A 13,206-nucleotide genomic window follows, 5' to 3' on the forward strand; every position below is an offset into this window, starting at 1 on the left:
AAAAGGTCTTCCTCTTTATATTCTATCTTCGGTTGATTTCGATTCTTCATACACCGAAACAATCGGCGTATCACTAAAAGGTTTACAAAAACAAGTAAGATGAGTACTAACCCATAATTATCACGACACCAGGAGACCTGCATTCCTAAAAATATTCCGGGCGTTCTCCAGTCGTTCCTGCGATAATGGAAGTGTGTTTTCCAGACGGTATTCCATTCCTAACTGTTCATATTTGCGGGCACCCATATTATGATACGGCAGCAGTTCCACTTTTTCGATGCAGCGATAGGGAGCAAGGTAATCGGCTGTTCTTTTCAATAACTGATCATCATCTGTCCATCCCGGTACAATCACATGGCGGATCCAGGTGGGTCTGTTTTTTTCTTCCAGATAATTGAGGCATTGCAGCGTATTATCGATCCTCGCCCCGGTCAGTTTTTTATGCTGATCGGCATCGATCGATTTCACATCAAGCAGTACCAGATCCACGATATCAAACACCTTGTACACTACTTGTGAGGCGATAGCTCCGGAAGTATCGAGTGCGGTATGGATACCGCTTTCTTTGCACAAGGAGAAAAATTCGAGCAGGAACTCCGGCTGCAGCAGGGGCTCTCCACCGGTGACAGTCACGCCGCCTTTGGCTATAAAACTCTTATAACGAAGAACTTCTGTCAGCAGTTCTTCAGGGGAAAGGACGTATTTTCCGCTTTGCTTCGGATCCCATGTATCGGGATTATGACAATAAAGGCAACGTAAAGGGCAGCCTTGCAGGAAAACCACAAAGCGAATGCCCGGCCCATCGACCGTACCGAAACTCTCCAATGAATGAATTCGTCCTAACATATAAAAGTATGCAACTAAGGCGTTCGTCTGACGATGTTTTGTGACCCGTTATAGCTCTCGTACGCTAAAAGAGTAGAACTCGCTTCGCTCAAACAGCTACTCTTTTTACGCTCACTGCGAGCTATGGGTACCCCACAAAACATCTAAAGAACTCCGCCTTAGTTACAATTATGGAAAATCTATAGTGAATGATTGATCGTCCTGGAGATCACATCCAACTGTTGCTCTTTGGTCAGCTTCACAAAATTAACCGCATAACCCGAAACACGGATAGTCAGCTGCGGATAATTTTCGGGATGATTCATCGCATCCACCAGCAGATCCTTGTCGAACACATTCACATTGAGATGCTGTCCGCCATCTGAAGTGAAGTATCCATCGAGCAGGCCGACCATATTGGTTATTTGTACGTTCCGCTCCTTTCCGAGCGTTCCCGGAGAAACGGCAAACGTATAGGATATGCCGTCGTGTGCATGCTGGAACGGCAATTTCGCTACCGAAGCCAGTGCGGCTACCGCTCCTTTGGTATCGCGACCGTTCATCGGGTTTGCACCCGGAGCGAAAGGTGTCCCGGCGGGACGGCCGTCAGGTGTTGCACCCGTCTTCTTTCCATATACCACGTTGGAGGTGATGGTAAGGATAGACTGTGTAGGAATAGCATTGCGGTATGTTTCGTGTTGACGAAGATATCCCATGAACTTGCGGGTAATATCCACAGCGATCTGGTCGGTTCTGTCGTCGTTATTTCCGAAAGGTACATAATCGCCTTCCCGTTCGAAGTCTACGGCAATTCCCCGTTCGTCGCGGATCACTTTCACTTTCGTATCGCGGATCGCTGCGAGCGAGTCGGCCACAATAGAAAGACCCGCAATACCTGTCGCCCGGATGCGTTGTACATCACCGTCATGGAGCGACATTTCAAATGCTTCATAAGCGTATTTATCGTGCATGTAGTGGATGATCTTCAACGCATTGACATATACTTTCGCCAGCCAGCGCATCATCTGCTCGAATTTGGCCATTACTTCATCATAATCGAGGTACTCGGAAGTGATACCCTCAAACTTAGGTGCCACCTGCACACCCGATTTCTCATCACGACCACCGTTGATGGCGTACAACAGACACTTGGCCAGATTGGCGCGTGCACCGAACAACTGCATCTGTTTCCCTATCTTCATCGGCGATACGCAGCAGGCAATCCCGTAGTCATCACCATAATCGGGACGCATCAGGTCGTCATTCTCATACTGGATGGCAGAGGTATCTACCGATACTTTTGAACAGAATTTCTTCCAGTTCTCGGGAGAGTTTTGCGACCAGAGTACCGTCAGGTTAGGTTCCGGAGCCGGGCCCAGGTTGTAGAGCGTATGGAGGTAACGGAACGAAGTCCTTGTCACCAAAGTACGTCCGTCCACGGTCTGTCCGCCCAGCGATTCGGTCACCCATACCGGGTCGCCTGAGAAGAGGTCGTTATAATCCGGTGTGCGCAGGAAGCGTACGATACGCAACTTTATGATAAGCTGGTCTATCAATTCCTGTGCTTCTTCTTCAGTCAGTAAACCGGCTTTGATATCTTTTTCGATATAAATATCAAGGAAAGTCGAAGTACGTCCGATCGACATGGCCGCTCCATCCTGGTCTTTTACGGCCGCCAGATAAGCAAAATAAAGGAACTGCACGGCTTCGCGGGCATTCTTTGCCGGTTCGGTCACATTGAATCCATATCCGTTACACATTTTTTCAAAAGCTTTCAACGCTTTGATCTGTTCAGATATCTCTTCACGACGCTGTATTATATCTTCGGTAATTTCCTGGATATCGAGGCGTTTCAGAAAATCTTTCTTTTCTGCAATCAAAGTAGTTGTTCCGTACAGCGGTACACGGCGGTAATCACCGATAATACGGCCGCGACCGTAAGCATCGGGCAATCCGGTAATGATAGCCGACCGCCGGGCAGCGACCATCTCGTCGGTATAAGCCGAAAAAACACCTTCGTTGTGCGTCTTCCGATAGCGGGTATAAATCTCTTTGGTCATGGGATCGAGTTCGTACCCATATGCGTTCAGTGCGTTTTCTACCATGCGGATACCTCCCTTCGGGAAGATCCCGCGCTTGAGCGGCGCATCGGTCTGCAAACCGACGATCACTTCGTTATCCTTGTCGATATATCCCGGCCCGTAGGTGTCAATTTCCTGCGGATATTTGGTTTCGGCATCGTACACGCCTTTGGCTTGCTCTTCCTTGAACATTTCTGTCAACTTGTTCCAGACCTTACGGGTACGTTCGGTGGAAGAAACCAGAAAACTATCATCACCCTCATAGGGTGTATAGTTATTCATAACGAAATCCCTTACGTTGATTTCGTTTCTCCATACATCTCCTTTAAAGCCTTTCCAAGATTCATGCTGATTATTCATCGTTGATATATTTATTTTTGTAATGTTGATATATTGTATTTTTAATTATGCTTATCTGTTTTTTGCGGTTGATGAAGGAACAGGTACCAATAGACCGTTCCGACCAGTAACATGCCACCCACAATATTGCCAAGTGTCGCGGGAAACAGGTTTTTCGAAAGAAAACCGGCCCAGGTGATATCGGCCCCACTATATATCGCCGCCGGAATGAAAAACATATTGGCGACAGAGTGTTCGTAGCCAAGCACAACAAAGATCATGATAGGAATCCAGATAGCTATGCTTTTCCCGGTGATGTCCTTCGCCGTGTATCCCATAAACATACCAAGGCATACCAGCCAGTTAGCTGCGATCCCCTTTATGAATACACGTACGAAATCCTGATTCACTTTTACTTCGGAATAATGATGCAGATAAGATTGCCAGGGTTCCTTATCGAATAAACCTACATTGGCAGATAATACGAAAGCAATGAATTGTGCTCCGACGAAATTAAACAGATAGGAAAGTAGAAGTATTTTTACCACTTTTACCACCGATACATCCCGCTTCAATAATGGGAAGGTCAGACCGGCACAATCGCTGGTGAACAGATCGGCTCCGGTGAGTGAGACCATGATAAGTCCCACCGGGAAGAGTGCCCCTGCCACAAATTTCACCAGTCCCGGATTGGTACTGCCGGTTTCCGGCATTCCTCCGGCGACCATTACAGTCAGCAACCCGCCGAGCGCAATAAACGCTCCACCAAGGATAGCTGCAATAGCAAAATGTAGAAACGGGAGCTTCGACTTATTAATTGCTGTGATCCTAAACGCTTCGGCAGCTTCTGCCGGAGTATAATAATTCATATTGCCTTCCTAAAACATAAACCAAGACCGGTAAAGGGAAGTGCTTTATCGCAAGAAAAGTATTTATTTTCCGTATAACCCTTAACAATCTTAATCAAATCGGGTGCAAAGATACGATTTAACCTTTAATTACGGAAATATTTCCACAATTAATTTCCAAATTTTTTATTCATCTTCATTATCATATCGATACTCTGGCGTAAGGCACCACATCCGGCGCACAAAATTGGCTATCCAGGTATTTATAATATCCGGAAATGGCGACCATGGCGGCATTATCGGTAGTATAAGCAAATTTTGGAATATGTATCTTCCATCCATAACGGCGGCTATATTCTTCAAAAGCAGCCCGCAGACCGGAGTTGGCCGATACACCTCCGGCTACCGCCACTTCTTTTATTTGCAGGTCTTTGGCTGCATGGTAGAGTTTGTCCATCAGGATCTCGATAATAGTCTTTTGTAGCGATGCGCAAAGATCTTCCTTGTTCTTTTCAATAAAACCGTCATCTTTTTTCAACTCATCACGAAGAAAATAGAGGAATGATGTTTTCAATCCGCTAAAACTGTAATCGTAACCCGCGATATGCGGTTTACTGAATTTAAACCTGTCGGGGTTCCCCAATTTAGCCAGCCGGTCTACCACCGGGCCTCCCGGATAACCCAAACCCATCACCTTGGCGCACTTGTCGAACGCTTCTCCCGCGGCATCGTCGATGGTTTGCCCTACAATCTCCATATCGTCATAAGACTTCACCAATATGATCTGTGAATTACCGCCCGAAACCAGCAGGCAGAGAAAGGGAAATTCGGGTTGATTGGTATCATGCTCATCCTCTTTGATAAAATGTGCCAGCACATGCGCCTGAAGATGGTTGATCTCGATCATTGGAATATTCAGTGCCGATGAGAAGCCTTTTGCGAATGATGTGCCGACCAGCAATGAGCCCAACAGTCCCGGTCCCCGTGTAAAAGCCACAGCCGAGATCTCCTCTTTTGTGATGCCGGCCTGCTTCAGTGCGTCATGTACTACGGGGATAATATTTTGCTGGTGCGCACGTGATGCCAGTTCCGGCACTACGCCACCATACCGTTCATGGACTGCCTGACCGGCAATCACGTTCGAGAGGATCACTCCGTCGCGGATAACGGCAGCGGAAGTATCATCACAGGAAGACTCTATACCTAATATTGTAATCATCTGGTTCAATTGTTGTTCAAATTACTTTGCAAATTTAGATGTTTCCTACGCTCAACAGAGTCAAAACAAGTTTTACCTCTGTATTTACTTATCGAAAACATTCAGTTGTTATATGAAGCGATTCACGTGAACTCAACAGGTGAATAACACTTATATATTGTTTGCTGTTCTCCGGAATTTTATATTTGTAAGCACGATGGCAAAGAGGATAAGGAATACTCCTACCCATTGAAGCGCCTGTACATTCTCCTGAAGGATAAAACTGGAAGAGACCACTGCGACCGGCAACTCTGCTGCGCTAAGGATAGCGCCCAGCGAAACTCCGGTACGCGGCATGCCGAAAGAAAAAAACAGAGGAGGGATAACGGTTCCAAGCAATGCCAGCATCAATCCCCATTTATAAAGTCCGTCGAAAAACAGTCCATCAAACAAAAATAACGGTGGAAAAATCATCCAGGTGACAATACAGGAGCCGGTAATCATCAATGCCCCTTTTTTCAAAACCGGCAGATCATTCCCTACCCTGCCGCTTGCTATCAGGAACAGGGCATAACAAAATGCAGCCAACAAGCCAAATCCTATCCCTTTTATATTTAAAGTCACAGCCTCGTTAAATATACCTGCCGCGAACACCGTGCCGACAAGCACTATTGAAGCGGCAATCAGTTGCATTCTATGCGGTTTTTTTCTGAACAGGACCGCTTCAATCAAAATGCTGATCCACAGATATTGCATCAACAGGATAATGGCAATGGATGCGGGTAATAGTTTTACGCACTGATAGTAAAAAATACCAACCAATCCTGTGAAGATCCCGGCAAAAGCCACTTTCCACCAGGCGGTCCGGCCTGGAGAACTATTGTCACCAGCAAGCGACCGGAGGAACTGTTCTCCGCTACGCACTATCCGGCCTGAGGAAGCGTTTCCAGCAGCTCCCAAAGGAGTGCGGTTCCCTGCCCCGAACAGAAACTTTTGCAAGGAATAGAGCGCCCACAACATCACCATTCCCAGGAAAGCCTGGCTTCCGGTTATTTGTCCGAGGGTGTAACCTTCCTCATACGCATTTTTTACAATCGTCGATAGAACTCCGAAGCTGCATGCCCCAAGAAAAACAAAAATACCTCCAGTGAATTTATTCCGATTCATTTCTTTCTATTTCCAACTCACGAAAATCCTAAACACATTTCAAAAATAGTAGTAGCCTTTTTGATAAAACGGATGCAAAGATAATGGAAAAGAATTTAGTAATCGTTTTTTAGCTTTCCCGCTTACAAAGAGTTCAGTCAAATAAATCTTGTAAATTTGGGAGTAAAGTCTTATTTTTGTAGGTATTAAAAGCTATATAGCAATGATGACTACCGATGAATATTTGCAGAAACTGAAACAGTTTAAATTGCAATACGCCGAAGAGTACGGCATAGAGCGTATTGGAATTTTCGGTTCTGTGGCACGCGGCGAACAGACCGAAGACAGCGATATCGATATTTATTACGAAGGCAAGTCGTTGGGATTGAAATCGCTGGTAAGCTTTCCCGCCGAACTCGAAAAGTTTTTCGATATGCCTGTTGATGTTGTGCGCAAACACAAGAACCTGCGTCCTTCTTTCCTTAAACGCATTATGAGTGAGATTGTGTATGCATGATAAGTTTTTGATAATTGAGACATTAGGGCAAGTTGAAACGACGATTGAAAATTTGCTCAAAAGTACGGCTCACATTAAGGATATAGATGAATTGACAAAATCCGCAGATGGAATGTTGCGAACGATATACCTCCACTTTTAGCCGTAATAAAACAAATGAAAAAAGACATAAACGCTGTATCAGAATAACGTTACTTTTTTGTATTACGCGTCTCTCTTTTCTAACACCCACCTCAGGAAGGAGGTGTATTTCAACTCGATTTTCGCGGGAAAAGTAAAGGGCGCCGGTATCTTAATGGCCTGCCCGTCGTGGTCCACGGGATAGACCTCCACTTCGTACCAGCCTCCCGAACGGGAAACATATAGTGTTTCGGGAACGTCTTAAAAGATGAAACGCACCCATCATCAATTCATGAATATTTTGCTAATTGGGAAACATATATTACATTTGTAATACAAAGTAAATAGATATATAACACAAATGTGATTATGGAAACAAGAGTGGCAAAAAAGCAAACGGCTTTTAGGCTGAATGAAAACTTAGTTAGCAGACTGAAAGCAGAGGCAAAAAGAACGAATAGAAGCTTAAGTAACTATGTAGAATGTATTCTCATGGAGAGCGTTTATAACGAGCCGAACGATGAGACAAAGGCAGCCATTAAAGAGGCAAAAGCGGGCAAGTATGCGGGGACTATCGACATGAAAGATTTTGATTCTTTCATGAAATCCGTAAACGATATCGAATGAAAGAGCTTCGTTATAGTACCAAAGCAAAGAAAGACTTAAAGAAGTACAGGAACAATCCCCGTAAGATGGAGAAACTGTATCAAGTCTTATACATGCTCATTAATGATATTGAAATCCCTGAGACTTTCATACCTCATAAACTGATAGGACAGTACAAGGGCTGCATGGAATGTCATATTGATCCCGATTTTTTGCTCATTTGGTTAGACGAGAACAATGAATATATACAGATTGTTCGGATTGGCAGCCATTCGGAATTATTTTAAAGATTTTACCGGAAAATGAATGGAAAGCCACGGTTTATTCCACTTTTCGTACAATCCATTTCAAAAAAGTGGTGTATTTCAACTCTATTTTCGCGGGAAAAGTAAAGGGCGCCGGTATTTTAATGGCCTGCCCGTCGTGGTCCACGGGATAGACCTCCACTTCGTACCATCCTCCCGAACGGGAGACATGCAGCGTGTCGGGCACGTCATGGAAGATGAAACGCACCGGCATGGGGCCTTCCACCGGGGGGCTGCCTGCGATAAATGCGATTTTGTCCCGTTGCGCCATCGCACGCTGCGGTATCCGCGCCGTATAATGCACCTTACCCCTTTCATCCTGCGCAACACCGATCTCAATGGAGATCTTCGGCTGGTACGGGACAAAGGCGGCAATACCTGCCAGTACCAGTAACGCGGCAACGATCATGACTGTGCCGTACCGCACCAGTACAGGTGGCATCCGCCCGATAATGTTCCGCACCTTTTCGCTGCGCAATTCTATTGGTTTATTCTCTTCCATCTTTACTCATGGGTTTGCAATTATCTCATTATCACTACTTACCGAAGAATCGGAACAAGTTATCCCGACTTGTCGGGATCCACTAACCGGCACATTAGTATTTTCACTCCGTGCAATCTGCTCCCGCCCGGCAAACTTAAGTAAACTTGTTTGCCCCCACTTACCCGCAGATTTCACTTTTAGTTTTTAGTTTTCAGTTTTTAGTTTTTCACTTTTAACTGTTAATTCCCCAGCTCCAACTGGTTCTTCACCAGTTCGTAATACTTTCCCCGTTTCCCAGTCAGTTCCCCGTGGGTTCCCGTTTCGGCGATGCGTCCGCCGTCGAGTACCACGATCTGATCCGCATTTTTTACCGTGCTGAGGCGGTGTGCTACTACGACCACCGTTTTGTCCCGGTAGAAGGCTTCCAGGTTCTCCACGATGGTCCGCTCATTGTTCGCGTCCAGCGAGTTGGTCGCCTCGTCGAGGAAGATGAACGGCGGGTCCTTGTACACCACCCGCGCGATAAGGATGCGCTGCCGCTGCCCCTGGCTCACGCCCTGACCGTCCTGCCCGATCCTCGTGTTGTAGCCCAGCGGCAGGCGTCCGATATCTTCCGCAATGTTCGCTATACGGGCGGCATGGCGCAACCGCTCCACATCCACCTCGTCGCCCGCCACGGCGATGTTGCGGGCGATGGTGTCGGAGAACAGGTAACCGTCCTGCATCACCGCCCCGCATTGGGTGCGCCACCAGGTCAGGTTCATGTCTTCCAGTCCGGTTGTCCCAACGGTGATCTGGCCTTCATCGGGGGCGTAGTAGCCCAGTAACAGTTTTACCAGTGTGGTCTTCCCGCTGCCGCTCGCACCCACGATGGCTGTCACCTTCCCTTGGGGTATAACCAGGCCGATGTTGTCCAGCACGTAGTCCGGCCGCGCACCGTCGTATTTGAAGCATAGGTGTTGAACATGGATGGAACGGTCTATGGGCAACTCCGCCACAGTCCGGTGCTCGTCCTCCTCGTTGCGCTGCGTGTGGATCTCGTTCATGCGGTCGAGGCTGATGCCCACGTCCTGCCACTGGTAGATGAAGTTCATTATCTGTTCAACCGGGCTGTTCAACTGACCGATGATGTACTGGATGGCCAGCATCATCCCCAGGGTAAGGTTCCCGCTTATGACGGCGGTGGCCGCCAGCACCGTCACCAGAACATTTTTTAACTCGTTGATTAGAATGCTACCCGCCTCCTGATTCTGTCGCAAATTGAGCGATTGCAGGTTCACGTCGAACAGGTCCGCCTGCACGTCTTCCCACTCCCAGCGCTTGCGCTGTTCGCACCCCTGGAGTTTGATCTCCTGCATGCCGGTGATCAACTGGCACGTCACGTTCCGGTTGATGCCCTGTTGCTCGAACATCTTGTAATCCAACACGCGCCGCTTTTTCAGGAATACCATGATCCACAGGCCGTAGAGGATGCTGCCGGCGAGGAACACGGCGAAGACGGGCACATTGTAGATGAACAGCACCACCGAGAAGATCACGAAGGTAAAGGCGGAGAACAGCACCGTGATGGTCTGGTTGGTGAGGAAGTTCTCAATGCGGCGGTGGTCTTCGATGCGTTGCAACAGGTCGCCCGTGAGCTTGGTGTCGAAGAACTTCATGGGCAGTTTCATCAGTTTGATAAAGAAGTCGGAGATGAGGGAGACGTTGATGCGGGTGCTGATATGCAGCAGTATCTTGCGGCGGATGAAGTCGATTGCGGTGCGGCTGAACAGCAGCATCATCTGGGCGATGAGCACCAGCCAGATAAAGCCGATGTCTTTCCCGGAGATGCCAGTGTCCACGATGGCCTGGGTAAGGAACGGGAAGATGAGTTGCAACAGGCTGCCGATAAACAAGCCGAGGATTAATTGCGTGAAAAAGCGTTTGTATTTGAGCAGGTATTTCCAGAGGAACTTCAGGCGGTTTTGCGTTGGGGCGGCATCTCCTTCCTGTTCATAAAAGAGGCTGGTGGGTTCCAGCAGCAAGGCTACCCCTTTTTCCTCACCACCCGTACGGGTACTGACCCACCGGTCGCAGAACTCTTCGCGTGAATAGATAAGTAGGCCCTTGCCGGGGTCGGCTACAGAAATTTTATAGCCCTTTTTGTTTTTCCTTATCCCGTACACCACCACGAAATGTTCCTGGTTCCAGTGGACGATGCAGGGCAGTGGCGCTTTCTCAGCTAGCTTGTCGAAGGTAAGACGCCCTCCCACGGTATGAAAGCCAAGTTTTTCCGCGGCGCGGCTGATACCCAACAACGAGACCCCGTCACGGCCGATAAAGCAGTTTTCGCGCAGGTGCTCCAGCGTGTACCGCTTGCCGTAATGCCCGGACACCATCCTCAGGCAGGCGGGGCCGCAGTCCATTGCGTCGGGTTGTTGGGTGAAGGGGAAAGGCATGGCTTTGTAGCTTTGAATTATAAAGAAATTCCTTCTTCTTTGCTATTTACAACATTATCCAATTTGATTTTTTGTTTACTGTTTTTTCTGAAAGTATAGCGGAGTAAAATCCAAGGATGAGATGAAGCATCTATCATCCGAATCTTATAGTATGAGTTGTATGTCCCGACTTGGGTTATAGTTTCTGTACTGAGTTTACCAATAAAATAAGGTATTGCTACAGCTACATAAAAATCTTTTGTAAAATTGTAATTTACCTGAAACTGAGAGTATGCGGGGGTTAATTGTTTTATCCTAGAAGTTGGACTAAAAACATAATTTCTATAATTAACATCTCCGCCGAATATCCATTTTTTATAATACACCCATATACCTCCGCTTAAAGAGAAGCTTTGTTTTGCACTCATTTCTTCAAAATAATCGGTATGATGATAAGCCCCTATATAGATATTTCCTCTATTTTCTTTAAAGCGATAAGTAATATTCCCTCCAGTAGAAAGTGACTTATATTTACCCATATTATTGAATGTATTCACAAATGTTCCATTTTCTTTATATCCAAAAGGTTCAATTATATCGTTAGAAAGATTATAAGTAATGGATGGTGTAAAATAAAATCCTTTTGTGTTAAGAGTATAAGATGCTTCTATCTTATGAGTTTGCTCCGGCAGAAGTTTAGGATTTCCCTTAATTATGACTAGAGGATCAGTCGAAGTATTATACGGATTCAATTGTCCGACGTTTGGTGTCTGGTTAGTTAAAGTATAACTAAATCTCGTAGAGTTATTGGAGTTGATTCTGTATGTTCCACTTAATGATGCGCGTGGCCTTACATACTGATTCGAAGATTCACCCGCTTTTAACATGATACTTTCTAATCCCGCCGAAACCATATAAAGAAGATTACCCGCTTTACTACTAAAAGTGGCATATAGGTATTCATTCCATGCTTTATGGTGAAAGACTGGTACATTATCGCTAATCTTATTGATATTATCATTAATATAGTTGGTCGCACTACCGATATTTAAACTGTTTACTTTATTCCACTGCCATGAATAATCAATATTAAGGTTAGCAGAAGAACGATCACTCCTATACTCGAATAGATTATTGTATAAATCATGAGGGTAAGTCTCGGATCGTTCTCCTTTGTTGTTATCACTGTTTTTATTATATGCCAAAGTAGCTTCCAGGGTCTTTTCAGGAGTAAAATCGTGTTTATAATATAAACTTGCTGTTTTGATATCAGCTACATTATTATCGGCAGATGTCAAGGAGAAATTCTCCTTTTGATCCCGATCAAAAATACCTTCGCCCCAAGTTTTTGTATTCTTGTCATTCCATTTTCCATAAACATGAGCTGCTATATAATCGTTTTCGGTTACACTCCATTTAAACAATAGTTCCCCTATACTTACTTTGTTATTGGTTTGTGAATCTCCAGCACTCTCTTTAAAGTAATCAATATCTTTTTGCCATGTACTGAATTCACTATCATCTTTAACTGTTCTGTCTAGGGCTCCTCTTCCATATAACGAATATTTTGGATTGCCAACTTCAAAATAAACCACACCCATACTATATCTCAAAGGAACATCATGTCTTGTTGCTGTTTGGAAGAATTGGTATGGTTCACGTTTGGGTTTTAGTTTAATGTTAAGTATGTTCTTCACACCCATTCTCATATAACGTGCACTTACTACATCAATAACCTCAACCGATTCAATATCTTTAGGATCAATGGGAGTAATTCCGGTGTTAATAATTTTACCATCAATCAGCACCAATAATTTACCTCCATCTATCATGCTTACCGTTTGTAAAGATTCATTTACATTTAATCTTGGAATTTCACGTAAAGCGCGATATGGATCTCCACTGTTTTTTGCACTTTCTGAAAGGTAGAAAATTTCACCAGTAGCCGTTCTTCTCACTAAATTAGTTGGATCAGCCGTTATGATAACGTCGTCCAATTCAATATCCATTTCTTCAACTAATACAAATTCAGCATTTATATTTTTAAAGATATCTCTTTGTTCTTCGATAGGAGTAAAACCAGGATATAATATCTGTAATGAATATTCAGCTTTTGGGAGATTTCCAATGCTGAATTGTCCACGCTCATTAGTTAGACTAACTGCAAATAGTGAATCATTCTTCGACAGAATTATTTGAACTCCTGCCAGTTGTTGATTATTTTTATCTGTAACTTTACCCGAGAATGAATATTGGGCATTCATCAACTGAGAGAGTATAAGAAATGACATTATAAGGGTTATATTTTTCATCAGAATAT

Annotated in this window: 11 protein-coding genes; 3 read left to right on the forward strand and 8 right to left on the reverse strand. The window is 45.2% G+C overall.

Going from position 1 to position 13,206, the window contains the following annotated elements; all coding sequences use genetic code 11:
- Positions 1-120: 120 nt before the first annotated feature.
- The 5 genes from pflA to F597_RS0117850 all read right to left on the reverse strand — a co-directional run bounded on the left by pflA (position 121) and on the right by F597_RS0117850 (position 6,458).
- Positions 121-846, reverse strand: a complete 726-nt coding sequence (gene pflA / locus F597_RS0117830) for a pyruvate formate-lyase-activating protein (RefSeq protein ID WP_019541117.1) — start codon at positions 844-846, stop codon at positions 121-123.
- A gap of 179 nt (positions 847-1,025) precedes the next feature.
- Positions 1,026-3,266 carry a formate C-acetyltransferase gene (gene pflB, locus F597_RS0117835; protein WP_019541118.1) on the reverse strand — a complete coding sequence of 747 codons (2,241 nt, stop codon included), beginning with the start codon at positions 3,264-3,266 and terminating at the stop codon, positions 1,026-1,028.
- A gap of 41 nt (positions 3,267-3,307) precedes the next feature.
- On the reverse strand, positions 3,308-4,114 hold the full coding sequence (locus tag F597_RS0117840) for a formate/nitrite transporter family protein (protein WP_019541119.1): 807 nt from the start codon (positions 4,112-4,114) through the stop codon (positions 3,308-3,310).
- A gap of 181 nt (positions 4,115-4,295) precedes the next feature.
- A complete protein-coding gene (gene tsaD, locus F597_RS0117845; protein WP_026327617.1) occupies positions 4,296-5,312 on the reverse strand; it encodes a tRNA (adenosine(37)-N6)-threonylcarbamoyltransferase complex transferase subunit TsaD in 1,017 nt (338 codons plus the stop codon).
- A gap of 150 nt (positions 5,313-5,462) precedes the next feature.
- A complete protein-coding gene (locus F597_RS0117850) occupies positions 5,463-6,458 on the reverse strand; it encodes an EamA family transporter (RefSeq protein ID WP_019541121.1) in 996 nt (331 codons plus the stop codon).
- Positions 6,459-6,660: 202 nt separating this feature from the next.
- Between F597_RS0117850 and F597_RS0117855 the strand changes: the two genes are divergently transcribed.
- The 3 genes from F597_RS0117855 (at position 6,661) to F597_RS0117870 (ending at position 7,967) form a co-directional block, all read left to right on the forward strand.
- Positions 6,661-6,954: a nucleotidyltransferase family protein gene (locus F597_RS0117855; RefSeq protein WP_019541122.1), complete on the forward strand. Its 294-nt coding sequence runs from the start codon at positions 6,661-6,663 to the stop codon at positions 6,952-6,954.
- A 489-nt stretch (positions 6,955-7,443) separates the two neighbouring features.
- On the forward strand, positions 7,444-7,701 hold the full coding sequence (locus F597_RS0117865; RefSeq protein ID WP_019541124.1) for a hypothetical protein: 258 nt from the start codon (positions 7,444-7,446) through the stop codon (positions 7,699-7,701).
- A complete protein-coding gene (locus F597_RS0117870) occupies positions 7,698-7,967 on the forward strand; it encodes a type II toxin-antitoxin system YafQ family toxin (protein ID WP_019541125.1) in 270 nt (89 codons plus the stop codon). Before F597_RS0117865 ends, F597_RS0117870 begins: the two co-directional genes overlap by 4 nt.
- Positions 7,968-8,001: 34 nt before the next feature.
- Here F597_RS0117870 and F597_RS21185 read toward each other — a convergent pair whose 3' ends face one another.
- The 3 genes from F597_RS21185 to F597_RS0117885 all read right to left on the reverse strand — a co-directional run bounded on the left by F597_RS21185 (position 8,002) and on the right by F597_RS0117885 (position 13,198).
- Complete coding sequence (locus F597_RS21185) at positions 8,002-8,463, reverse strand: hypothetical protein (RefSeq protein WP_157279231.1); 462 nt, start codon at positions 8,461-8,463, stop codon at positions 8,002-8,004.
- A 245-nt stretch (positions 8,464-8,708) separates the two neighbouring features.
- Positions 8,709-10,907 (reverse strand): peptidase domain-containing ABC transporter, encoded by a 2,199-nt coding sequence (locus F597_RS0117880; RefSeq protein ID WP_026327618.1) that lies wholly within the window; start codon positions 10,905-10,907, stop codon positions 8,709-8,711.
- 17 nt (positions 10,908-10,924) lie between these two features.
- Positions 10,925-13,198, reverse strand: coding sequence for a TonB-dependent receptor (locus F597_RS0117885; RefSeq protein WP_026327619.1), 2,274 nt, complete (start codon positions 13,196-13,198; stop codon positions 10,925-10,927).
- Between the last annotated feature and the right edge of the window lie 8 nt (positions 13,199-13,206).

It is taken from the genome of Proteiniphilum acetatigenes DSM 18083, from assembly GCF_000380985.1.
Classification (GTDB): Bacteria; Bacteroidota; Bacteroidia; order Bacteroidales; family Dysgonomonadaceae; genus Proteiniphilum; species Proteiniphilum acetatigenes.